A 23,445-nucleotide genomic window follows, 5' to 3' on the forward strand; every position below is an offset into this window, starting at 1 on the left:
CGAAAGTCCTCGGGCGGGCGGCCTGAGCTCCGGCCCGCGGACCGTGGTGGGCCGAGCGCGCAGTTCCCCGCGCCCCTAGGCGCCTAGGGGCGCGGGGAACTGCGCGAGCAACCCCAGACAACCCGCAGCCAAAAACCGGGCCCCGAAGGGGCGCGGGGAACTGCGCGGCCAGCCCCCACCGACCCGCAGACAAACACTCGGCCGAAAAGGGGCGCGGGGAACTGCGCGAGCAGCCCCCACTCACCCGCAGACGGAGCAGCGGCCGCCTACCGGGGCGACTCCGGTGGCCGCTGCCGCGGCATGTTCGGGCGGGTGCCCGGAGGAAGCGGGAAGCGGCCGGGGCCGGGTGCCGCGTCCGGGCGGGGGGACGAGGACGCCAGGGACTGCATCACCAACGGCGCCGGCCCGGACCGGAACTCCACCATCCAGTCCGCCGTCTCCGACCGCACCAACTCCGTCACGTCCTCGGAGAACCGCCGCAGCACCGACAGACACCGCTCCGCCGCCTCCCCGGCCGTCCCCTCCGTGGGCCCCAGCACCTCCCGTACGCTCTCCGACGCCCAGTCGAACTGGAGCCCCTGCAACCGCCGCTGCACCGCCTGCGCCGTCGCCACGTCCCGCATCCACCCGGACGTCAGCCCGAAGTAGCGGTCGCAGGCCAGGCACGCCGCGCCGAGCAGGAGGAAGACGTAGCCCCAGCCGGAGGCGCCCGACAGCGCCCCCGTCACGTCGAGCAGCGGCAGCGTCGCCCCGGCGATCGCTCCCCCCGCCGTGCCCACCCGCAGCGCCCGCGCCCCGCGCCGCTTCCACAGCCGGTCCGCCAGGTACCACTCGGCCGTGCGCAGCGCCCCCGCCTCGACCCACCGGTACAGCTCGTCCAGCCGTTCCGCGGGCTCGCCCCAGTCGCCGAGCGGGAACGGGCGTCCGGTCAGGTCGCGCTCGTCCCGGGGCGGTCCCGGGGGCCCCTCGGGCTGCATCTCCGGCTGGCTCACCCGGCGCTCCCTCCGCGGTGCGAATCGACATCCCACGTCATCCCACGTCATCCGATCACCGCAGACGGACGGCGACAGTGACGGTGACGTAACGTACAGTCACGTACAGTTACGTCTTTTCGGCCTCCCCCGAGACGTGACGGCCCTTCCTACCGCCGAATGGAGGGGGCCAGAGCCGATATCCCGGGATTTCACCCCGTAAGTGGGCCTTGATCAGGTCGGAGAACCTCCGTGGAGTCACTCGAAAGAGTTGCGGAGCAGGGCGCGGGGAGACCACGTAGGCTCGGAGTGCCGGATCCTTCCGGCACGGAACAGACAGCAGCAGCGAACAGCAGCAGTCAGCAGCAGTCGACGTGAAGACGGAGTGCACCGTGATCCCTGGTGGTGGCCAGCCCAACATGCAGCAGCTGCTCCAGCAGGCGCAGCAGATGCAGCAGGACCTCGCCCGCGCGCAGGAGGAGCTCGCCGCGACCGAGGTCGACGGCCAGGCCGGCGGCGGTCTGGTGAAGGCGACCGTGACCGGCTCCGGCGAGCTGCGCGGCCTCGTCATCGACCCGAAGGCGGTCGATCCGCAGGACACCGAGGGCCTCGCGGACCTGATCGTCGCGGCCGTCCGCGCGGCCAACGAGAACGCCCAGCAGCTCCAGCAGCAGAAGCTCGGCCCGCTGGCGCAGGGCCTCGGCGGCATGCCGGGCCTGCCCTTCTGAGACGGGCGCGCCCGCGGGTGCGCCCCGCGGCCGGTACCGCCCATGTGAACAGTGGTGAACAACGCGGGTCCGCCCTTCTGCGGCGCCCGCCCACCAACTACCGTAAGCACCCGGAAGACCCACGAGAGGCAGTCCGTTGTACGAAGGCGTGGTCCAGGACCTCATCGACGAGTTGGGCAGGCTGCCCGGCGTCGGTCCCAAGAGCGCGCAGCGGATCGCCTTCCACATCCTCCAGGCCGAGCCCACCGACGTGCGCCGGCTCGCGCACGCCCTGCTCGAAGTGAAGGACAAGGTCCGGTTCTGCGAGGTGTGCGGAAACGTGGCGCAGCAGGAGCGGTGCAATATCTGCCGTGACGCCCGCCGCGACCTGGCCGTCATCTGCGTGGTGGAGGAGCCGAAGGACGTCGTGGCGATCGAGCGGACCCGTGAGTTCCGGGGCCGCTACCACGTGCTCGGCGGCGCCATCAGCCCCATCGAGGGCGTCGGCCCGGACGATCTGCGCATCCGCGAGCTGCTCGCCCGGCTCGCCGACGGCACCGTCACCGAGCTGATCCTGGCCACCGACCCGAATCTGGAGGGCGAGGCCACGGCGACGTACCTCGCCCGCATGATCAAACCGATGGGCCTGCGGGTCACCCGGCTGGCCAGCGGACTCCCCGTCGGGGGAGACCTTGAGTACGCGGACGAGGTCACGCTCGGGCGGGCCTTTGAAGGAAGGCGACTTCTCGATGTCTGACGCAACGCTGCACGCGGTCAACCAGGATCCGGACTCCTTCGCGGTCCAGATCGCCGACCAGGTCGAGTCCTTCATCGTCGCGGTCACCGAGGTGGCCAAGGGCGACGAGCCGGACAGCGCCGTGCCGTTCCTGCTCCTGGAAGTCTCCCAGCTGCTGCTCGCCGGGGGCCGCCTCGGCGCGCACGAGGACATCGTCCCGGACGAGCGGTACGAGCCGGACCTCGGCCCCGAGCCGGACGTCGACGACCTGCGGGAGCGGTTCGCCGCCCTGCTGGAGCCGATCGACGTGTACTCGGAGGTCTTCGACCCGTACGAGCCGCGCAAGGCGCCCGTCCCCTGCCGGATCTCCGACGACCTGGCCGACGTCGTCACCGACCTGCGCCACGGCCTCGCCCACTACCGCGCGGGCCGCACCAGCGAGGCCCTGTGGTGGTGGCAGTTCTCCTACTTCTCCAACTGGGGCTCCACCGCCTCCGCCACCCTGCGCGCCCTCCAGTCCCTGGTCGCCCATGTCCGCCTCAACCAGCCCCTGGAGGAGCTGGACGGCCTGGACACGGACGAGGACCTGTCCGAGGACTCGCTGGCCGACGAGGCGGGACGGGTGATGGCCGAGGAGATCGCGGGCCCGCTGGGTCTGCGGACGGTCAAGTAGTCCGCGTACGGGCGAGCAGGTCCGGCGTACGGGCGAGCAAGTCCGGCGTGCGGGCAAGCGGCCCGCGACGCCCCGCCGCCCTGTGAGCCGTCCCACACCATGCGTACCCGCGCGGTGGAGGGGCAGGTGCGCCTCCACGAGCGGACCGGATCCGACCCCCCCCTCCCGGGACTCGCCGCATCGCGAGCGGGACATCTCACGATGTGGCACCTCCCGGGCGGATCCGGCCCGCTCGTTAGACTGAGCCGACCGCAGTAATGGACTGAGCGAGGAGCGCACGTGGGCCTTGTCGTGCAGAAGTACGGAGGCTCCTCCGTTGCCGATGCCGAGGGCATCAAGCGCGTCGCCAAGCGGATCGTGGAAGCCAAGAAGAACGGCCATCAGGTCGTTGTCGTGGTTTCCGCGATGGGCGACACGACGGACGAGTTGATCGATCTCGCCGAGCAGGTATCCCCGATGCCTACCGGCCGTGAGTTCGACATGCTGCTGACCGCCGGGGAGCGGATCTCCATGGCGCTGCTGGCCATGGCGATCAAAAACCTGGGCCACAACGCCCAGTCGTTCACGGGCAGCCAGGCCGGCGTCATCACGGACTCGGTCCACAACAAGGCGCGGATCATCGACGTCACGCCGGGCCGCATCCGCACCGCCCTCGACGAGGGCAACATCGCGATCGTGGCCGGGTTCCAGGGCGTGTCCCAGGACAAGAAGGACATCACCACGCTCGGCCGCGGCGGGTCCGACACCACGGCGGTCGCCCTCGCGGCGGCGCTCGACGCCGAGGTCTGCGAGATCTACACGGACGTCGACGGTGTCTTCACCGCCGACCCGCGGGTGGTCAAGAAGGCCCGGAAGATCGACTGGATCTCCTTCGAGGACATGCTGGAGCTGGCCGCGTCCGGCTCCAAGGTGCTGCTGCACCGCTGCGTCGAGTACGCGCGCCGATACAACATCCCGATCCATGTGCGGTCGTCCTTCAGCGGACTCCAGGGCACCTGGGTCAGCAACGAACCACGTTCCCAGGCGGAGGGTCAGCAGGTGGAGCACGCCATCATCTCCGGAGTCGCCCACGACGTCTCGGAGGCGAAGATCACGGTGGTCGGGGTCCCCGACAAGCCGGGCGAGGCCGCGGCCATCTTCCGGACCATCGCCAACGCCGAGATCAACATCGACATGGTCGTCCAGAACGTGTCGGCCGCCTCGACCGGGCTGACCGACATCTCGTTCACGCTCCCCAAGGCCGAGGGCCGCAAGGCCATCGACGCCCTGGAGCGGGCCAAGACGACCATCGGCTTCGAGTCGCTGCGCTACGACGACCAGATCGCCAAGATCTCGCTGGTCGGCGCCGGGATGAAGACCAACCCTGGCGTCACCGCCGGGTTCTTCGAGGCGCTCAGCGACGCCGGCGTCAACATCGAGCTCATCTCGACCTCCGAGATCCGCATCTCGGTGGTCACCCGCGCCGACGACGTCAACGAGGCCGTCCGCGCCGTGCACACCGCCTTCGGCCTCGACTCCGACTCCGACGAGGCGGTCGTCTACGGGGGCACCGGACGATGACCCGCAAGCCGGCGCTCGCGGTCGTCGGAGCGACCGGGGGCGCCGGCGCGGTGCTGCTCCGGATCCTGTCCCAGCGCGCGGACGTCTGGGGCGAGATCAGACTGGTCGCCTCGCCGCGTTCGGCGGGCCGCAAGCTCACCGTGCGCGGCGAGGAGTGCGAGGTCCTCGCGCTGGACGAGGAGGCGCTCGACGGCGTCGACGTCGCCGTCTTCCTGGTGCCCGAGCCGGTCGCCGCCCAGTGGGCGCCGGTCGCCGCGGCCAAGGGCGCCGTGGTCGTCGACACCTCGGCGGCCTTCCGGACCGACCCGGACGTGCCGCTGGTGGTGCCCGAGGTCAACCCCCATGCCGTACGGATGCGGCCGCGCGGCATCGTGGCCTCCCCGCACTGCGCCACCCTCGCGCTGATCGTGGCGGTGGGCGCGCTGCACGCCGAGTACGGCCTGAGCGGGCTCGTCGTCTCCACGTACCAGGCGGTCAGCGGCGCCGGCCGGGCCGGAGTCGCGGCCCTGCGCGGACAGCTCTCCCTCGTCGCCGGTACGGAACTGGGCACCGGACCCGGTGACGTGCGCCGGGCCGTGGGCGAGGACACCGGTCCTTTCGCGGCGCCGGTGGCGCTCAACGTGGTGCCCTGGTGCGGGGACCCGGCCGAGGACGGCTGGTCCTCCGAGGAGCTGGGGCTGCGCGAGGAGACCCGCAAGGTGCTCGGTCTGCCGCGGCTCGCGGTGGCCGCGACCTGCGTCCGGGTCCCGGTGGTCACCACCCACTCCGTCTCCGTCCACGCGACCTTCGAGAACGAGGTCGAGGTGGCGCGGGCCCACGAGATCCTGGCCACCGCGCCGGGCGTGGTGCTCCTGGACGACCCGGCGGCGGGAGAGTTCCCCACGCCCGCCGACGCCGTCGGCACCGATCCCGCGTGGGTGGGACGGGTCCGGCGATCCCCCGACGATCCGTACGCGCTCGATCTCTTCGTCTGCGGAGACAACCTCCGCAAGGGCATGGCTTTGAACGCCGCTCAGATCGCCGAGCTGGCCGCCGCCGACTTCCCCGGCTGAATACCGGGCTGGATACGAGGCCGGATACCAGAGCGATTTCCCGGCGAGAAGGCCACAGACTTTGTACGATCTGTGAACGCTCTGTGAGCAAGTCGCTGGTCTGTACCACTTGAACTGCGCCGTTGCCCTGTTACACGATTCATTTCCGTGTCCCTGCAACCGGCAGCCCGGCATGGAGCGTCTATGCGGTCGCCCATCAAGGCGCCGTAAATATCGGGGCATTGGGGAAGAGCGAGTACGCATGAGGGCATTTGTCGCACTGTCAAAAACGGTGCCGTACGCGTACAACCCTGACGGGGGGAAGCGTGTCCAACTGGCGTGGCAGAGGTTCTCGACATCACCGCGATTCCGGTGCGCGGCTCAGTGGTCCGTCCGCTCCGGCGGCCGCGGTCTTCCGGCGGCATGCCGGTGATCGCCCCCACGCCGACCGCGCGCCCCACCCGCGTCCCCGCGCAGCCGACGCCGGCGCGCGAGGGCACTGACGACGCCATGGCCGCGGGGACCACCGTCGATCACCTCACCGAGACCTACCGCGCGCACTACCGCTCCCTGCTCGGGCTCGCCGCGCTGCTGCTCGACGACACGGCCTCCTGCGAGGACGTCGTCCAGGAGGCCTTCATCCGCGTCCACTCGGCTCGCTCGCGCGTGCGCGAACCCGAGAAGACGCTCGCCTATCTGCGCCAGACCGTCGTCAACCTCTCCCGCTCCGCCCTGCGCCGCCGCATCCTCGGGCTCAAGCTGCTCTCCAAGCCGATGCCCGACATGGCGAGCGCCGAGGAGGGGGCGTACGACCAGCTGGAGCGGGACGCGCTGATCAAGGCCATGCGCGGCCTCCAGCGCCGCCAGCGCGAGGTGCTCGTGCTGCGGTACTTCGCGGACATGACCGAGTCGCAGGTCGCCGAGACGCTGGGGATATCCCTGGGCTCGGTGAAGGCGTACGGTTCGCGCGGGATCGCGGCCCTCCGGATAGCCATGGAGGCACCGGTATGAGCGCCAAGTGGAATGCGGGATTCGGGGACAGGGAGGACCGGCGGGGAGACGGCGGGAGCGGCGACCACCGCGGCCGACGGGAGAACGACACACTTGGCGCGGGCGACGCGTTCGGCGCGGGGAGCGCGGCCGATGCGTTCGGCGCGGATGGCGCGGATGGCGTGTTCGGGGCGGGCGGGGTCCGAGGGGAACACGGACACCACGAAGACCGCCACCATGCGGACCGCCACCAGGAGGACCGCCACCACGGTGACCGCCACCACGGGGAGAGCACATACGGGCCCGACCGCCCTTGGGACGACCGGACTGGAAACACCATCGTGAACGACCCCTTCCCACCTGGCCCCACCCCCGACGAGGACGCGCTGCGCCGGCTGCTGCGGGGCGCGGTGGACGGCCTGGAGCCGTCCGACGGGGCCCTGGACCATCTGCGCCGGGCCGTCCCCGCCCGCCAGGCCCGCAAGCGGCAGGCGGTGGTCGGCGCGGTCGCCGCGGCCCTGCTCATCGGCACCGCGATCCCCGCCTTTCTGCACGTCGCCAACACCGGCGGAACGTCCGAGGAGCGGCCCACCATCGCCGGGCACGGCCAGCAGACCCAGGGCGGCACCGGGGCCGCGCCGGGTGTGGAGGACGGGGGGCGAAAGGCCGGCCGGCCCTCCGGCCGCAGCACCCCCGCCCCCACGCCGAGCGGCACCGTGAAGTCCCAGGAGCCCGGCAGGACCTCCGCCGGCGGCACGGTGGGGGGCCCGAGCGCACCCGTCGGCGGGCCCGTGCAGACCGACTCACCGGCCTGCGACGCCACCGAACTCGGAGTGAAGTCCGCGCGCATCAGCAAGCCCGACGCCGACGGCAAGGTCTACGGAACGTTCCGCGTCGCCAACGTCTCCCAGAAGCTCTGCCAGGTCAGCGGGGCCGGCAAGGTCGACTTCCAGGCCCTCGGCGCGGCCGACGCCTCTCGGATCACCGTCGTCGACCACGCCACCGGCGACCCGGCGGCCGGACTGCCCGACCCCTCGCTGGAAGCCACCGGCCTGGTGCTCAAGCCGACGGCCGCGTACGAGATCAAGTTCGCCTGGGTGCCGTCCGAGACCTGTCCCAAGCCGCAGCCCTCGCCCGACCCCTCGTCCTCGACGGTCAGCGGTGGCAGCGGCGGGGCGACCACCGGCACCGGCACCGTGACCGCGACGACCGGCACCCAGCCCCAACTGGCCGCCGTCGACCCGGCGACCCCGGCCACCCCGGCGGACGGCAAGGTCGCGGTGACCCACGTGGCGGAGCCCGGCGCGCCGACGGCCGAGGCGACCATCCCCAACGCCTGCGCCGGAACGATCTACCGCACAGGAGTCCTGGCAGCCCCGACCCCACCGTCCCCCTGAGGGGGAGCCCGGGGCGGGGTTCTTCTGCGGCCCGGTGGCGGGTTGCCCGTCCGCGGCCAAGTGGTGGGTTGCCCCTGGTGGGCTGGTGTTCGTCTGCGGGCCGGTGGTGGGTTGCTTGCGCAGTTCCCCGCGCCCCTGGTGGGCGGGTGTTCGTCTGCGGGCCGGTGGTGGGTTGCTTGCGCAGTTCCCCGCGCCCCTAAGGGCCGGTGTTCGTCCGCAGACCGTGGCGGGCTGGTCGCGCAGTTCCCCGCGCCCCTAAGGGCGTCTGTGGCCGAGCTGGGCTTTCCGGCGGAACCCGACCCCCTAGGGGCGCGGGGAACTGCGCGAGCAACCCACCACGCACGTGCAGACACAGGCCGGGCAAAACGGGGCCGCGGGGAACCGCGCGCTCAGGCGGACGGGCGCGGGCGGGCGGGCCGCGGGCGGGCTCAGGCCGTGCCGTGGGGCTCGGGCGTCAGACCCAGCTCCGCGTCCTCCGCCGCCTCGGCCTCCCGCCGCAGCAACCGGAACCACATGAACACCACGAACCCGGCGAAGACGAACCACTCCCCGGTGTACCCGAGGTTCTGGAACGCCTTCAGATCCAGCCCGGTGTTCTGCGGCTTCACGGCCGGCACCGCCGTCATCCCCGAGTCCGCCGTCGTCAGCGTGACCCACGCGTCGTACACCTCGTACGGCACCAGGTTGACCAGCGACGCCGCGCTGATCATCCCCAGCTGGCCCCGGGGCAGTCCGCCCGAGGCGTTCACCCCGTCCGTCCCCGGCGTCTCGGACGCCTGGAGCGCCCCGGTGACGGTGACCTGGCCGGTGGGCGGGGCGGGCGCCGGGCGCCCCTCGGGGAGCCAGCCGCGCACCACGGGCAGGGCCTTGCCCGCGTCGGTACGCAGCAGGGTCAGCACATAGGACCCGTCGCGCCCGTCCACCCGCCGGTCCGGCACCAGGAACTGCTCCCCGTACCGCCCGATCGCGTTCACCGTGCGGCCCGAGGTCTTCTGGTCGACGGGCAGCAGCTCGCGCAGCGGCGCGGCCTTCTGCCCGGCGGGGTCGGGCCGCTTCTCGGCCGCGTTGTGCGACTGCACGCGGTCCTCGAAGCGGCCGAGCTGCCAGGACCCCATGAACACGCAGAAGGGGATGGCCAGCACGACGAAGACGTTGATCCCCCACCAGCGGGGCGTCAGCAGGAACCGGTACACACCACCACGGTACGGAATCCCCCCGGGATCCCGGGCCGCGGGGTCCCGGGGCCGCGGGGTGCCGGGGTGCCGGGGCCGGGTGCCCGGGGGCGGTCAGGCCTCCAGGTGCCTCCCCGCGAAGTCCAGTTCCAGCCGCACCTGCTTGATCCGCTCCTCCACGACCAGCGAGCCGTGCCCCGCGTCGTACCGGTACACCTCGTGCGGCGCGCCGCGCGCGGCCAGGCGGTCCACGTAGTTCTCGACCTGGCGGATCGGGCAGCGCGGGTCGTTGACGCCCGCCGAGATGTAGACGGGCGCCTTCACCATGTCCACGTACGTCAGCGGCGACGACGCCTCGAAGCGCTCCGGCACCTCCTCCGGCGTGCCGCCGAACAGCGTGCGGTCCATCGCCTTCAGCGCTTCCATCTCGTCGTGGTACGCCGTCACGTAGTCCGCCACCGGCACCACGGCGAGCCCGAGCGCCCACGCGTCCGGCTGGGTGCCGAGGCCGAGCAGGGTCAGATAGCCGCCCCAGGACGCCCCCGACAGCACCAGCCGGGACGGGTCGGCGAGGCCGGACGACACCGCCCACTCCCGGACCGCCGCCACGTCCTCCAGCTCGATGAGTCCGACCCGGTGCTTGAGCGCGTCCGTCCACTGTCTGCCGTAGCCCGTGGAGCCCCGGTAGTTGACGCGCACCACCGCGTAGCCGTGGTCGATCCAGGCCGCCGGGCCCGCCGCGAACGCGTCGCTGTCGTGCCAGGTGGGGCCGCCGTGGAGCTCGAAGACCGTCGGGAACGGGCCCGCCCCGGCCGGCTTCTGCACCAGCGCGTGGATACGGCCCCCCGGGCCCTCCACCCACGCGTCCTCCACCGGCACCGAGGCCGGTGCCTTCATCCCCGGCGGGTCGAGGACGACCGCGCCCGTGGTGGAGCGCACCTCGGACGGGCGGGCCGCCGAGGACCACAGGTACTCCACGGTCCCGTCGGGCCGGGCCGTGGCGCCCGAGACGGAGCCGGCCGGGGTCTCCACCTCGATCAGCTCGGCCGCCCCCAGGTCGTACCGGAACAGCTCGCTGCGGGCCTCGAAGCTGTGGACGACGAGCAGCCCCGAGCCGTCCGGATACCACTCCGCCACCACGTCACCGGGCAGTTCGAGCGCGAGCTCGGTCTCCTCGCCGGACGCCACGTCCCACACCATGGGCTCCCAGCGGCCCCGGCGCTGATGGGCGACGAGCAGCCGGGTGTCGCCGGGCAGCGGAGCGAAGCCCAGCACTTCGAGGCCGAGCTCCTCGGCCCCGCCCTTGGTGTCGTCGAGCTCGGCCACGGGGGAGCCGTCGAGCCGGACCACGCGCAGCGCCGAGTGCATCGCGTCGCCGTGCTCGGTGTGCTCCAGGGCGATCAGCGTCCCGTCGTGCGAGAGGTCGCCGACGCCCGCCGACTCGCGGTGCCGGTAGATCTCGGCCGGGGCGGCCCCGGGCCGGACGACGTGGACCGTGGTGCCGTCCTCGTCGGTGGAGCGGCCGACCACCGCCGTGCCGTCCCGGCCGAGCGCGAGGCCCGCCGGGTAGGACGGCTCCAGGCCCGGCACGGCGGGCTCGTCGGCGCCCCCGCCGAACGGCTGGCGCATCCACACCCCGAACTCGTCGCCGTCCGTGTCGTTGAACCACCAGATCCACTCGCCGTCCGGGGTCAGCACCCCGTCCGTCGTCCCGTTCGGCCGGTCCGTCGCCTGGCGCTGGGCGCCGCTCGCGCGGTCCCATGCGTACAGCTCGTACGTCCCCGTCGCGTTGGACACGAACAGCGAGCGGTCCGGGGCGTCCTCCGCCCAGTCGGGGAGCCCGACCCTGGGCGCCCTGAACCGCTTCTCCCACTCCGGCATCTCGTTCATGGACCCCATCATGCGCCGCCGCGCCGACAACCCGCCCCCACCGTCCGCAGCCTGTGGACAACTGTGGGCGTGGACATGCCGAGCGAGCCGGGGGGGCGATCAGGGGCCCGGGCCTCCGGCCGGGGGCAGGGGGCGCGAGCCGTGCGGACGGGGACGGCTGCCGGGGACGGCCGGCAGGGGCGGTGGCGGGCCCTTCGGTGGCCGCGCCACCGGGGAAGGGCGCAGCCGTTCGTCCGCCGTACGCCCGTGCCTCACAACTCGTTCATTTTGGGCTCATAGCTTCGCGGCCATGAGATCCATGGGACACAAGCGCCGCAAGGCGCTGACGGTGGTGGCGCTGGCCTCCGCCGTCGCGGCGGGCAGCGCCGTCACGGCCAACTCCGCCCCGCAGCACGGCGGCCGCCCGTTCCCGGGCCACGGCCAGGAGATACACAACGTCATCTACCTCCTCGGCGACGGCATGGGCCGCACCCACGTCACCGCCGGCCGCGAGCGCTACTACGGCGCCCAGGGCAAGCTGAACATGGAGCGCCTGCCGTACACCGGCGCGGTCGCCACGTACGCCGTGGAGAAGGGCACCGACCAGCCCGCGCTCGTCACCGACTCGGCCAGCTCCGCGACCGCCTGGTCCTCCGGCGTGAAGACGTACAACGCCGCGCTGGGCGTGGACGCGTACGAGAAGCGCCGCGTGACGCTGATGGAGCAGGCCAAGAAGGCCGGCTTCGCCACCGGCAACGTCTCGACCGCCGAGGTCACCGACGCGACCCCGGGCGCCCAGTTCAGCCATGTGCTGCTGCGCGGCTGCCAGGGCCCGGTGTACTCGGACGCGGCCTGCCTGCCGAAGAACGCGGACGGCTCGTACGAGAAGGCCCCCGAGGACAAGACGCTGATCACCCCGGTCGCCGAGCAGATCGCCCGCAACGGCACGGCCGACGTCGTGTTCGGCGGCGGCCTCGCCCGCTTCGAGCCGGACGACCAGAAGGCCCTCCAGGCCCAGGGCTACCAGGTGCTCGGCAGCTTCGGCGACCCGGCCCTGCCCGCCCAGAGCGCCGCCAGCCAGAAGGTCGCCACCAAGGCCGACCTCGACGCCGTGAAGGCCAAGAGGGTCGTCGGTCTCTTCAACCGGGGCAACCTCACCGTCGAGCAGGCCAAGGCCGGTCTGCCGGCGGACGCCCCGCAGAAGCAGGAGCCGACCCTCGCCGACCTGGCGAAGAAGTCGATCGACCTGCTCGACGGGCGCTCCAAGAAGGGCTTCTTCCTCCAGATCGAGGGCGCCCAGATCGACAAGCGCTCGCACGCCAACGACGCCGCCCAGACGCTGGCCGAGGTGAAGGCGTTCGACGACGCGGTCAAGGCCGCGTACGACTTCGCCCGCAAGGACGGTCACACGCTCGTCGTCGTCACCGCCGACCACGAGTGCGCGGGCTTCAACATCATCGAGAAGGGCACCTACACCAACGCCGAGTCCGTCGCGCCCCCGGCCAACACGGACGCGGGCAACCCGGCGAACAACTCGACGCCGTCGCGCGACAAGTCGGGTGCCAAGGACCCGGTCCGCTCGTCCGGCATCCTCAACGGCTCCGGCTCCGGTGACGCGAAGAACTTCGCCCCGGCGACCTTCCGTACCCCGGACGACCCGGCGGGCGTCAAGGACGGCAGCCCCGACGCCAGCCTGTGGCTGACCTACCTCTCCGGCAACCACACCGGCGCCGATGTGCCGATCTACGCGTACGGGCCGGGCGCCGAGAAGTTCGCGGCCAGCCAGATCAACACCGAGCTGTACGGCAAGATGTACCGCTCGCTGTTCGGCCGGGCCCCGCGCGGCTGACCCGGCAGGGCGGTCGGAGCGCGCTGTTGCACGTGAAACGCCCTCCGCTGTTTCACGTGAAACATCGCCCCAACGCCCCTTCCCGACGGGGCGGTTGACGACCATCGCCGCCCCTCCAGGGGCCGGGGGACCACCCTCCCCCGGCCCCGCACCGCCACTTCAGGAGTACGCAGTGAACCGCTCGATCCGTCTGGCCGCGCTCGCCCTGGCCGCCCTGGCCCTCACCACGGCCTGCGGGGGCTCGGGGGACGGCAGCGGCGCCGACGCCGGGCAGCGGCCCGTACAGGCCGAGCAGGCGGCGGCCCCGGCCGTCACCTTCCCCGCGCCGAGCGGAGCGCCGGCTCCCGCCAAGACCCTCGCCAAGGTCCCGGCGAAGGGCGAAGTGCGGCTCGAACAGGGCCCGTTCACGGACCGCGTCCGCGTCACCGGGCTCGCGCTCTCGGAGCGCGAGCCGTCCGTCACCGGCCACTTCGCCATCACCTCCGACGTGAGTGACGTGCTGGCGCTGGAGCTGCGTGCCGCGTTCTACGACGAGCGCGGCCACCTGGTCGGCACCGGCTCCTTCCAGTACGCGGAGGAGGGCGAGGCGGGCGAGGCCGCCCACGGCACCGCCGGACACGCCAAGCCCCGCGCGGAGGGCGCCGGCATCGACTTCTCCGCCGTCCCGAAGACCGCGTTGACGGGCACCCCGGCGAGCGCGGTCCTGTCCGTCCCGGTCCTGGTCAACGAGTAGTGGACCGACGCCCGTTGGAACGCCCGAGGCCGTCCGCTCACGCCAGTCGGCGGGCCAGGGCGCGTCCGGCGGCCCGGCCGGAGAAGACGCAGCCGCCGAGGAACGTGCCCTCCAGCGCGTTGTAGCCGTGCACTCCGCCGCCGCCGAACCCGGCGACCTCCCCGGCCGCGTACAGCCCGTCGAAGGGGGTCCCGTCCGGCTGTACGACCTGGGACTCCAGCGTCGTCTCCAGACCGCCGAGCGTCTTGCGCGTCAGTACGTGCAGCCGTACGGCGATGAGCGGCCCGTGCGCCGGGTCGAGCAGCCGGTGCGGCTTGGCCACTCGCGAGAGGCGGTCCGGCCAGTACGCCCGGGCGTTGCGCATCGACATGGCCTGGAAGTCCTTGCCGTAGGTGTTGTCGACCTCGCGGTCGCGCGCCTGGATCTCCCGGTGCACCTGGTCGAACTCGAGCTTGGGACCCGGCGAGATCGCGTTCATGCCGTCGACGAGGTCGGGCAGGGTGCGGCGGACGACGAAGTCCTCGCCGTGGTCGAGGAAGGCCTGCACGGGGCCGGGCGCGCCCTTGCGCACCCGTGACAGGGCCAGCTTCAGGTCCTTGCCGGTGATGTCGGGGTTCTGCTCCGAGCCGGAGAGCGCGAACTCCTTCTCCACGATGGAACGCGTCAGCACGAACCAGGTGTGGTCGTGGCCGGTCCCGGTGATGTGCTTGAGCGTGCCGAGCGTGTCGTGGCCGGGGAAGAAGGGCGCGGGCAGCCGCCGCCCGGTCGCGTCCAGCCACAGCGAGGACGGCCCGGGGAGGATGCGGATGCCGTGGCCCGGCCAGACGGGGTCCCAGTTCATCAGGCCCTCGGTGTAGTGCCACATCCGGTCGCGGTTGACGACCGAGCCGCCCGCGTCCTCGGTGATCCCCAGCATCCGCCCGTCGACGTACGCGGGCACCCCGGTCACCATCGAACGCGGCGCGGGCCCCATCCGCTCGACCGGCCAGTTCCGGCGGACCAGGTCGTGGTCGCCGCCGATGCCTCCGGAGGTGACGACGACGGCCTGCGCGCGCAGCTCGAACTCGCCCACCGCCTCCCGTGAGGAGGCCACGCCGCGCGCCTCGGACGACGGCGCCAGGACGGTGCCGCGCACCCCGACCGCCGCCCCGCCCTCGACGACCAGTCCGTCCACGCGATGCCGGTACGCGAAGGTGACGCGCCCGCGCGCGGCGGCCTCCAGGACCGGCTCGCGGAAGACCCGGACGACCTCGGGGCCGGTCCCCCACGTCACATGGAAGCGGGGCACCGAATTGCCGTGCCCGCCCGCCGTGCCCGCGCCGCGCTCGGCCCACCCGACGGTCGGCGTCAGACGCAGCCCGAGCCCGGACAGATAGCTCCGCTTCTCCCCGGCGGCGAAGTTGACGTACGCCTTGGCCCACTGGCGCGGCCAGTGGTCCTCGCGTTCGCGGTCGAACGCGGCCGAGCCCATCCAGTCGGCGAGGGCGAGGTCGTACGAGTCGTGGATGCCCATCCGGCGCTGCTCGGGACTGTCGACGAGGAACAGGCCGCCGAGCGACCAGAAGGCCTGGCCGCCGAGGTTGGCCTCGTTCTCCTGGTCGACGACGAGCACCTTGCGGCCCGCGCGCACGAGTTCGTACGTGGCGACGAGCCCGGCGAGGCCGGCTCCCACGACGATGACATCGGCGTCGTCACTCACGGGGTCTCCTGAAGGGGTAGGGGGTTACGGGGTGGCGGTGCTCTTGATGCTCTCGGTGCTCTCGGTGCTCTCGGTGGTTTCGGTGCTGTAGGCGTGGAGGACGTGCAGGAACAGGGCCTCGCGGCGGGCGCGGACGGCCTCGTTCGCGGGGTCGAGCAGCACCTGGACGGTGGTGCCGTCGTGGACGGCGACGAGCGCCTGCCCGAGCGCGTCCTCGTCGGTCACCCGGCGCCCGGCGCGCCCGAGCGCCGCCACGACCACCGGCAGCACCGCGTCCTGGATCGCCTGCTCCCGGGCGGCCATCACCCGCCGCAGGGCCGGATTGCGCAGGGCGTGCGCGGTGAACTCGGCGGTGACCCGGTACCAGGCGTCGTCGACCGGGATGGCCCGCAGCGCGGCCCGTACGGCGTCCTCGGGCGCTGCCGCCGACACCTCGGCCAGGACGCCCCGCACATCCGCGAGCAGCCGCTGCGAGCGCTCCTCCCACATGGCGAGGAACAGCTCGTCGAGGGAGGTGAAGTTCGAGTAGAAGGCGCCGCGGGTGTATCCGGCGCGCTCGCAGACCTGCTCCACGGTGGACCGGCCGAACCCCTCCTCGGCGAACACCTCCAGTGCGGAGTCGAGCAGCCGCCGCCGGGTGCGGGCGCGGCGGGTGGTGACGCGCTTGGGGGCGGGCGGGGACGGGGCCGGATGGGCCGAGGCGGTGGGTGGGGTGGGTGGGGCCATGAGGTCCTCCTCTTGGATACGGGAACGTATCGGATACGCGAATGTATCCACAAGGGTTCTGACCTGGGAGTGCGTGGCCGGGCTGGCCAGTCGAGGGTGGCGGAGGCATCGAGGGCGTCGAGGGCGGGGAGTCCGGGAACCGATCCGTACCTATCCGGCCGGCCGGTGTCCGGGACCGGCCCCGCCACTCGGGGGCCGTGTCGTGTCCGAGACGGGCCCCCACGTTTCGGTCGCGTCCCGCGCGTGCCGCCCTTTGTCGCGTTTGCGGCCTGTACAGCTCACGCTCCCCGCAGCAGGGTTCTCCCCGGCGGCAGGGCCGCGGCGCCCGGGGGAGCGCGTACCGAGGACGCGACGGACGGGAGGCGAACATGCGCGACTCGCTCGGGGCGGCCGGTCCGGCCGGGGCGCAGGACCCCGGTCCGGAGGGCGCGGGCTTCGCGTACCACCCCGTCGAGCGCGAGCTGATCGTCGTCGCCCTCCCGGAGCTCGCCGGAAGCGGCTCGGCGCCCGCCGGAAGCGGCTCGGGGTTCACCGGAAGCGGCCTGGGGCCTACAGCCGGCGGCCGGGGGTTCACCGAGGAGCCCAAGAGGCCCAAGGAGCCCGGGGAGCCCCAGGGATCACCGGCGCTGGACATGTTCCTGATGGACCAACAGCTGGCCCTGGAGCCGCTGTTCGGCAGTGAGGCACGGGTGCGGGAGGCGCTTGCGCTGCTCCCCCGGCACGGCGCCGACGTACCCGACCTCACGCTCTTCCACCGCGTCCGCGGCGGTGAGGACCGCCTGGAGGAGCTGGCCTGCCGGCTGGCGGGGCTCCCCGGAATCGAGACGGCGTACGTGAAGCCGAGCGCGCTCCCGGCGACGGGGCCGTTCGGCGGGAGGGAGGAGGACGACGACGGACGTTCCGACGAGCGCGCCGACGAAGGGCGGCGCGAGAAGGAGGGGGCCGCCACCCCCGACTTCAGCGGGCGCCAGGGCTATCTGGGGCCCGCGCCCGAGGGGGTGGACGCGGCGTGGGCGTGGCTCCAGGCGGGCGGCTCCGGCGAGGGCGTGAGCATCGTCGACGTCGAGGCGGCGTGGCAGCTCGGCCACCGCGACCTCGGTCCGAAGGTCGCCGGACTGGTCGCCGGTACCCCGGTCGAGGACCTGGCCTGGCGCAACCACGGCACCGGTGTGCTCGGGGTGCTCGGCGGCAGCCGCAGCGGCAGCGGCACGCTGGGCATCGTCCCGGAGGCCGTCCTCGCGGTCGCGTCGATCCACGGCATCGGCACGGCCCGGGCGATCACCTGCGCCGCCGACCGCCTCGGGGCGGGCGACATCCTGCTGGTCCCGCTGCACCGCCCGGGCCCGCGCTTCGGGTACGCGGCCGACGACGACCAGCGCGGACACATCCCGCTGGAGTGGTGGCCCGACGACTTCGCGGCCGTACGGTACGCGACGGCCCGCGGCGTGGTGGTCGTCGAGGCGGCCGGGAACGGCGCGGAGAGCCTGGACGACGCGCTGTACGCGTCACGCCCGGACGGCTTCCCGACGTGGTGGCGCAACCCGTTCGACCCGGCGGCCCCGCCCTCCGGCGCGATCATGGTCGGCGCGGGCGCCCCGCCCCCGGGCACCCACGGCCGCGACCACGGCCCCGACCGCTCCCGGCTGGGCTTCTCCAACTTCGGTACGCGCGTGGACGCCCAGGGCTGGGGCCACGAGGTCACCACGGCGGGCGGCTTCTGGAACCGGCCGGGCGAACTCCAGGGCGGGCAGGCGGAGGACGCCTGGTACACGGACGCGTTCTCCGGTACGTCACCGGCGGCGGCGCAGGTCGCGGGCGTACTGGCCTCGCTCCAGGGCATGTTGCGCACGGCGGGGCTCGCGCCACTGGCGCCCGGGCCCCTGCGCGCGCTGCTGCGCCGCACCGGCTCGCCCCAGCGGGAGGCACCGGGCCGCCCGCCCTCCCAGCACATCGGCACCCGCCCGGACCTGAGGGCGATCGTGTCCCACCTGGTCCCCCGCCGCACCACGGAGGGCCTGGCAGAACGCTTCCGGGACGACCTCCTGCCCGCCCCGGGCCAACTCGCCCTGTACGTCAACGGATCCTGGCGCACACTGCCCGCCCCCGAGCCACAGATCCGCCTGGCGATCCACACGGCGTTCGCGGGCGCCGGACATGTCGTACGGGTGCGGTACACGGATGAGGGGGAGGTGGTGGGGGTGAGGGTGACGGGGGAGGGCTGAGAGGGGCGGGAGCGGCGGGGACGAACGGAAGTAGGCGGAGGCGGAGACGAAGATGACCGGATCACACCAGCTCGGCCAGGCCCAGGTCCAGGACGCGGGAACGGAACCGCCACACCGCCTCCAACAACAGCTGGCCCAACTGCATCAACTGGGCCGCCAGCACCCGTTCCAGCCCCTGCTCCAACAGCAGCAGGGGGACGACCAGGCACAGCCACCATCCCCACCCCAGCCCCAAACCCCACCGCCACCCTCACCGCAGTACTCCGTGGCGTACGCCACCGCCGTCCAGGCACCGATCGCCGCGTTCCCCGGGATCGAGGCGGCGATGACCCTGATGGTCAACGGCCGCGAGGTACGCCTACCGCACCCGAGCCAGTTCGTGATCGAGCGCGTCCTGAGCGCGTTCCGCGACGGCCAGTTCGTGCGGGTGGCGTACGACGACCGGATGATGGTGAAGGGAATCGAGGTGGAGGCGTCGCGGGCGGTGCGGTAGGAGGCGGGGCGGGGGCCATCAGGTACGGCGGGCGGCGACGCGGTCCGGTGTGGGCCACCGTACGTCGTGTACCCAGCCGAGGCGTTCGAGAAGGCGGATGACGGCGGCGGAGGGGTCGAGCTGCCCGCGGTCGACGCCGTGGCGGGCGCTGGTGGGGTCGGCGTGGTGGAGGTTGTGCCAGCTCTCGCCGAAGGAGAGCAGGGCCAGCGGCCACAGGTTGGTGGCCCGGTCATGGCGACGGGTGCGGAACGGGCGCTCACCGATCATGTGGCACAGCGAGTTCACGCTCCAGGTCACGTGGTGGAGCAGGGCGATGCGGACCAGTCCGGCCCACAGCAGTGCGGTCAGGGCGTGGAGCCAGGTTCCGCCGATCGCCCAGCCCAGGGCGAAGGGGAGGGCCAGGGTGAGGACGCACAGCAACGGGAAGGCCCGTGAGACGGCGCGGATGTCGCGGTCGGCGAGCAGATCGGGTGCGTAGCGCTCGGCGGGGGTGGGGTCGTTGCGGAACAGCCAGCCCACGTGGGAGTGGACCAGGCCGCGCAACTGGCCGCGCAGATGCGTGCCGTAGCGGTAGGGGGAATGCGGGTCGCCGGGGCGGTCGGTGAAGGCGTGGTGGCGGCGGTGCGTGGCCACCCAGCCGATGACGTCGCCCTGGAAGCTCATCGATCCGGCCACCGCGAGCGCGATCCGCACGGGACGGGCGGCCCGGTACCCGCCGTGGGTCAGACCGCGGTGGAAGCCGACCGTGACCCCCAGCCCGGTGACGACGTACAGGGTGACGGCGAGCAGGACGTCGGTGGGGTGGATGAGACGTCCCCACAGCAGCCAGGCCGACAGGCCGAGCGCGAGGAACGGCAGGATGACGATCACCGAGGTGACCGCCACGTACAGCCGCGCGCCACCGTGGCGGGCCGGCGCGGGGTGGTCGTCGGCGGGGAAGGGGGCGCTCCCGTCGTACGTCTGGGACGAGGCAGCCCGCCGGCTCGCAGGGGCGGGAGTGGGCGAAAGGGTCGAGAGGGTGGAACTGGACGACATACAGAGCTCCTTGACGTCGGTCGGGGCTCGGTTGGGAAGAGCCGGCCGGGGTCTTGGGCCAGAAGTCGCTGGTGGGCGGCCCGGGGGTCAGCCCGTTTCGCCGATGCGGGGGCGCCGCGCCTGTGAGCGGCTCTCGGTGAGCCGGGGGTGCGCATCGGGGCGGGTACCCGCGTGGGACGGGTTTCCACCGTCAGGTGGGAGCCGACTGCCGCTCCCAGTGCTGCCCGGGGATAGCTGCGGGGTTCGTCACAGGCGGAGACCCCGGCCGAGGGCCACGGGCACCCGCCGCGCGGCGTCGGGCTGTACGGCGATGCGGATTCCCGCGCCGTCAGCTCCCTCCGGCCGTACCGGCGGCTGCGGCGGCGGCGAGAGCGCCGCCATCCGCCTCCCACGCTTCCGCCTGCGTACGGCCCGACGGCCCCGCCGTGGCCGTGGGGTGGCGCTCCCGTTCACCGGCGATCAGAGCGCTGCCACCGCGTACGTTCCGCGGATCGCAGGCGGCGGCCATCAGCCGCGCGGCCGACTCCGGGCTGGTCTCTGGCGGGATGATCAGCAGGTCCCAGCGCCCTACGTGGTAGGAGAGGAGCAGGAGTTGGTGCGGGTCCTGCTCGGCGCGGAACCAGCCCACCTTCACGACATGGCCGTGGACGGGGACCTTGCGTGGAATGTCGGGCCAATGGGCCGGGTTGACCGCGACGCGCGTGATGCGGCCCCACCGCGGGTCCAACGAGGCGGTCAGGAGGGGAAGTTCGCCGGTGAGGTCGCGCGAACGCGGCCACCAGGCGCCGTCGAGCAGCCCGGTGCGCGGTCCCGGGGGTTTGACGGACAGCCGCAACGGCGGGTGGGCCGAGGGACTGGCCGGAGGTGTGGGGCGTGTGGTGAGCACCGTCATGGTGTCGACCTGTCCCCGGGCTGTCGTGCGGGCCCGGTGCGATGGGCCGAGCGAGAAACCGGCATGGAAGCCGGTCAGGAGTCCCTCTCGGTACCACCAACGTACTCCTGCGGCCGCCCCGACCACGACTGCCCGACCACGGCGCCCCGACCGCCACTGCCCGGCCCCAGCGGCCCAGCCACGCCCTGTTGCGGGGCCGGGGACGCGTGGTGCGCGCCGCCTCACATGAGAGGAATCCGGCGTGGCTTCGCTTCGGTCAGGCCGCAGCCTCGGGTGGTGTGGGGGCGGGCAGTTCGCTCAGGACGGCGAAGTCGAGGCGCAGGCGTGGGTGGTTGAGCAGGTGCAGGGTTGCGCGGCGGGTGCAGATCAGCCGCAGGCGCCCGTGTCGGCCGCCGGTTCGAGCTCGGGCGCGATTGAGCAGCCGTACACCGGCGCCGTCGATGAACTCGACCGGACGCAGGTCGATCAACAGGTCGGTGTCGCCGGCGTGGGTGAGGGCGTCGAGGTGCCAGCTGATGCCGGGGGCGGTGTGGATGTCGATTTCGCCGCACAGGACCACCAGGGTGCAGGCACCGTGGAGCCGGATTTCCTTGACGCAGGAGCTTGCAGGGGGTGAGGTCATGGCGACCCTTGTTCCGGAGGCGGTTGTCCCTGGGGACTGAGGACCAACGGGATCTGGGTCGGCCCTTCAAGGTAGCGGGCTGTGGCGGCCCGCCGACGCGTTGTGCCGAGCGGCTGCGGGAGTGCCCGCCTTGCTGCTATGCGGATCCGTTGTCCTCTATGCGGAGCCGACGGGCCAGTACGTCGCGGGCGACGTCCAGGAGCGGCGTGTCGTGGCTGAAGGCGTAGCCACGCAGTCTGACCAGGGCGAGGTCACAGGTGGTGTCCAGCTGGTCGGCGAGCATGCCGGTGGCCTGGTGGACCTCGGCGAAGTGGAGACCGGGCTCGTCGAGCAGCGGAACGTGCGGCAGGTCCGCGTGGGCGGAGGTGGCGATGATGATCTGGGCCATGGTGTCGGCCAGACCGAAGGCGTCGGTGAGCTGGTCCGTGGAGAGCCCGCCGGGCCGCGTGCGATGTCCGGTCAGCGCCCCGAGCGCGATGACCCCGATGCGCAGCGGAAAGGAGAACACCGCGCGTACGCCGAGCTCCTCGACGGCGCCCGGCAGACCGGGCCAGCGATCCGTGACGAAGGGGGACATGTCAGTAATGTCGGGCACGAGTATCAGTGTCCCGTGCCGCGCGGCCTCCAGCGTCGGCCCCTGCCCCTGGACCCGTTGCAGGTCCTCCAGCGCGAGGGTGCGCTCTCCGAAGGACTGCACCAGTTCGGCCGGGGCTCCGCCCGGGGACAGGAGCAGGCCGAGCCCGCTGAGCCCGAGCATGTCGGCGCAGGCCGCGAGCGGCAGCGGTGCCAGGCCGGGGCCGGTGTGGGAGCTGAGGGTGCGCAGGTAGTAGGCCAACACCGGATGCGTCACCGACGCCACCCCCTCCGGGGGGCGGAGCGGACCGTCCGGCGGCCGGCCCACCGGTCAGCGCCGATGGGCCGGAGCTTCACCGGTCGCGCCGCTCGAGAAGGGACGTGTCGGCCGTGCCCTGCAGCACCTGGCGCGCGATCTCGGTGAGCCGCGTCTGGTGGTCGCGTGCGTAGCGGCGCATGAGGATGAACGCCTCCTCGACGCCGGTGCCGCGGCGATTGGCCAGATAGCCCTTGGCCTGTTCGATGATGACGCGGCTGTCCAGGGCGGCCTGGAGTTGTGCGGTCACGGTCATCTGCTCGCTCACCGCCCGCTGCTGCAGGACGCCGATGGTGGCGGTATCGGCCAGTGCCTGCGCCAGGCGCACTTGGGAGTCGTCCAGGGGGCCGGGCCGGTCCCTGAACAGGTTCAGGGAACCGATCACCTGGTCGTGCAGACGGAGCGGCGCCGCGACCACCGAGGTGAAGCCGAGCTCGGTCGCCCGCGGTGCGAACCGGGGCCACCGCATACGGGCCGACAGGGTGGCCAGCGCCACGTCGGGGACCGGTTTCTTCGTACGGAAGCAGTCCCGGCAGGGACCCTCGTCCCACTCGATGCTGGCCAGTTCGAGCCGGCGGGTGCGCTCGTCCGAGGCCGCCGCGTCCACCAGCTGACCGGCGGGAGTGGCGAGCAGGACGCCGGCCGAAGCGACATCCAACAGGTGCACACAGTGATCGGCGAGCGTGTGCAGGAATCCGATGACGTCGAAGTCCTGGACCAGGGTGTCGGCGAGGTCGACGAACGCGGCCGCCAGCTGTTCCTCACGCGGCAGTTCACGCATGCCCCACCCACCTCTGCTAGTGATCCGGGGACACCTTCCCACAGGCTGTTGTCCCCTGCCGCCACCCAGTCTTCTCCCTTTCGTGTGCCTTTGCCAGGCGCCTGTGGACTGCCGTCGGCCTTCGGCGGTGCCGCAGGCCGGGGCGGTACCGGGTCTTCCCGCCGGGCCAGGCCCATCACTGCCCTCGGGCGGGCGGCAAGCGGCCATCCACGCCGGGCGCCTATCGACAACCACCGGGCAGTACTACGCTGTTGAGCGCGGCCCTGGCCCTCGGCGGCAGCTCAGCTCTCCGTCCTCGTGACCGCTGTCGAGCGGGGGAGCCCCTTCGCGCCGGGAGGCCCACCGTGGCCCTCTTACTCGCCGTCCTCGCCCTCGCCTCTCTCGGTCCGGGCTTCGTG

22 protein-coding genes are annotated in these 23,445 nt (G+C 72.8%); 11 read left to right on the forward strand and 11 right to left on the reverse strand.

The annotated features are described in order from the left end of the window. Nucleotides 1–266: 266 nt before the first annotated feature. Nucleotides 267–992, reverse strand: a complete 726-nt coding sequence (locus AC069K_RS11960) for an SLATT domain-containing protein (protein ID WP_478614877.1) — start codon at nucleotides 990–992, stop codon at nucleotides 267–269. A 371-nt stretch (nucleotides 993–1,363) separates the two neighbouring features. On the opposite strand from AC069K_RS11960, the gene AC069K_RS11965 reads away from it, so the two are divergent. The 7 genes from AC069K_RS11965 to AC069K_RS11995 all read left to right on the forward strand — a co-directional run bounded on the left by AC069K_RS11965 (nucleotide 1,364) and on the right by AC069K_RS11995 (nucleotide 8,065). After that, nucleotides 1,364–1,699, forward strand: a complete 336-nt coding sequence (locus AC069K_RS11965; RefSeq protein ID WP_358833675.1) for a YbaB/EbfC family nucleoid-associated protein — start codon at nucleotides 1,364–1,366, stop codon at nucleotides 1,697–1,699. A 136-nt stretch (nucleotides 1,700–1,835) separates the two neighbouring features. Continuing rightward, nucleotides 1,836–2,435, forward strand: a complete 600-nt coding sequence (gene recR / locus AC069K_RS11970) for a recombination mediator RecR (RefSeq protein ID WP_358833676.1) — start codon at nucleotides 1,836–1,838, stop codon at nucleotides 2,433–2,435. Continuing rightward, entirely contained in the window at nucleotides 2,428–3,087 is a 660-nt protein-coding gene (locus AC069K_RS11975; protein ID WP_365100510.1) for a DUF5063 domain-containing protein, read from the forward strand. The genes recR and AC069K_RS11975 overlap by 8 nt, the downstream gene beginning before the upstream one ends. 279 nt (nucleotides 3,088–3,366) lie before the next feature. Continuing rightward, nucleotides 3,367–4,647 carry an aspartate kinase gene (locus AC069K_RS11980; RefSeq protein ID WP_358833678.1) on the forward strand — a complete coding sequence of 427 codons (1,281 nt, stop codon included), beginning with the start codon at nucleotides 3,367–3,369 and terminating at the stop codon, nucleotides 4,645–4,647. After that, nucleotides 4,644–5,699 (forward strand): aspartate-semialdehyde dehydrogenase, encoded by a 1,056-nt coding sequence (locus tag AC069K_RS11985; RefSeq protein WP_478614884.1) that lies wholly within the window; start codon nucleotides 4,644–4,646, stop codon nucleotides 5,697–5,699. The genes AC069K_RS11980 and AC069K_RS11985 overlap by 4 nt, the downstream gene beginning before the upstream one ends. Before the next feature lie 318 nt (nucleotides 5,700–6,017). Next, entirely contained in the window at nucleotides 6,018–6,689 is a 672-nt protein-coding gene (locus AC069K_RS11990; RefSeq protein WP_358833680.1) for a SigE family RNA polymerase sigma factor, read from the forward strand. Nucleotides 6,690–7,009: 320 nt separating this feature from the next. Continuing rightward, complete coding sequence (locus AC069K_RS11995; RefSeq protein ID WP_478614888.1) at nucleotides 7,010–8,065, forward strand: hypothetical protein; 1,056 nt, start codon at nucleotides 7,010–7,012, stop codon at nucleotides 8,063–8,065. Between the two features lie 428 nt (nucleotides 8,066–8,493). On the opposite strand, the gene AC069K_RS12000 is transcribed toward AC069K_RS11995, so the two are convergent. Further along, complete coding sequence (locus AC069K_RS12000) at nucleotides 8,494–9,258, reverse strand: SURF1 family protein (protein WP_478614891.1); 765 nt, start codon at nucleotides 9,256–9,258, stop codon at nucleotides 8,494–8,496. 93 nt (nucleotides 9,259–9,351) lie between these two features. Continuing rightward, nucleotides 9,352–11,118: a S9 family peptidase gene (locus tag AC069K_RS12005; protein WP_365100651.1), complete on the reverse strand. Its 1,767-nt coding sequence runs from the start codon at nucleotides 11,116–11,118 to the stop codon at nucleotides 9,352–9,354. A gap of 298 nt (nucleotides 11,119–11,416) precedes the next feature. Here AC069K_RS12005 and AC069K_RS12010 point away from each other — a divergent pair, with 298 nt between their 5' ends. Then, nucleotides 11,417–12,955 (forward strand): alkaline phosphatase, encoded by a 1,539-nt coding sequence (locus AC069K_RS12010; RefSeq protein WP_478614894.1) that lies wholly within the window; start codon nucleotides 11,417–11,419, stop codon nucleotides 12,953–12,955. 172 nt (nucleotides 12,956–13,127) lie between these two features. Next, entirely contained in the window at nucleotides 13,128–13,688 is a 561-nt protein-coding gene (locus AC069K_RS12015) for a hypothetical protein (protein ID WP_478614897.1), read from the forward strand. A gap of 37 nt (nucleotides 13,689–13,725) precedes the next feature. Here AC069K_RS12015 and AC069K_RS12020 read toward each other — a convergent pair whose 3' ends face one another. Next, nucleotides 13,726–15,387, reverse strand: coding sequence for an FAD-binding dehydrogenase (locus AC069K_RS12020; protein ID WP_478614900.1), 1,662 nt, complete (start codon nucleotides 15,385–15,387; stop codon nucleotides 13,726–13,728). 24 nt (nucleotides 15,388–15,411) lie between these two features. Then, nucleotides 15,412–16,113 carry a TetR/AcrR family transcriptional regulator gene (locus AC069K_RS12025; RefSeq protein ID WP_478614903.1) on the reverse strand — a complete coding sequence of 234 codons (702 nt, stop codon included), beginning with the start codon at nucleotides 16,111–16,113 and terminating at the stop codon, nucleotides 15,412–15,414. A 368-nt stretch (nucleotides 16,114–16,481) separates the two neighbouring features. On the opposite strand from AC069K_RS12025, the gene AC069K_RS12030 reads away from it, so the two are divergent. Further along, entirely contained in the window at nucleotides 16,482–18,335 is a 1,854-nt protein-coding gene (locus AC069K_RS12030) for a S8 family serine peptidase (RefSeq protein ID WP_478614906.1), read from the forward strand. Between the two features lie 61 nt (nucleotides 18,336–18,396). Here AC069K_RS12030 and AC069K_RS12035 read toward each other — a convergent pair whose 3' ends face one another. After that, nucleotides 18,397–18,570, reverse strand: coding sequence for a hypothetical protein (locus AC069K_RS12035; protein WP_478614909.1), 174 nt, complete (start codon nucleotides 18,568–18,570; stop codon nucleotides 18,397–18,399). 30 nt (nucleotides 18,571–18,600) lie between these two features. Here AC069K_RS12035 and AC069K_RS12040 point away from each other — a divergent pair, with 30 nt between their 5' ends. Continuing rightward, nucleotides 18,601–18,828 (forward strand): hypothetical protein, encoded by a 228-nt coding sequence (locus AC069K_RS12040; RefSeq protein ID WP_358833689.1) that lies wholly within the window; start codon nucleotides 18,601–18,603, stop codon nucleotides 18,826–18,828. An 18-nt stretch (nucleotides 18,829–18,846) separates the two neighbouring features. On the opposite strand, the gene AC069K_RS12045 is transcribed toward AC069K_RS12040, so the two are convergent. From AC069K_RS12045 to AC069K_RS12065, 5 genes are all read right to left on the reverse strand, one after another. After that, a complete protein-coding gene (locus tag AC069K_RS12045; protein ID WP_478614913.1) occupies nucleotides 18,847–19,863 on the reverse strand; it encodes an acyl-CoA desaturase in 1,017 nt (338 codons plus the stop codon). Nucleotides 19,864–20,191: 328 nt separating this feature from the next. Next, complete coding sequence (locus AC069K_RS12050; RefSeq protein WP_478614915.1) at nucleotides 20,192–20,755, reverse strand: DUF5994 family protein; 564 nt, start codon at nucleotides 20,753–20,755, stop codon at nucleotides 20,192–20,194. Nucleotides 20,756–21,011: 256 nt separating this feature from the next. Next, nucleotides 21,012–21,377 (reverse strand): STAS domain-containing protein, encoded by a 366-nt coding sequence (locus AC069K_RS12055; RefSeq protein ID WP_365100489.1) that lies wholly within the window; start codon nucleotides 21,375–21,377, stop codon nucleotides 21,012–21,014. A 136-nt stretch (nucleotides 21,378–21,513) separates the two neighbouring features. After that, entirely contained in the window at nucleotides 21,514–22,227 is a 714-nt protein-coding gene (locus AC069K_RS12060; protein ID WP_478614919.1) for an ANTAR domain-containing protein, read from the reverse strand. Between the two features lie 76 nt (nucleotides 22,228–22,303). Continuing rightward, on the reverse strand, nucleotides 22,304–23,047 hold the full coding sequence (locus tag AC069K_RS12065) for a GAF and ANTAR domain-containing protein (RefSeq protein WP_365100485.1): 744 nt from the start codon (nucleotides 23,045–23,047) through the stop codon (nucleotides 22,304–22,306). Between the last annotated feature and the right edge of the window lie 398 nt (nucleotides 23,048–23,445).

The organism is Streptomyces sp. NPDC043908 (assembly GCF_056435525.1).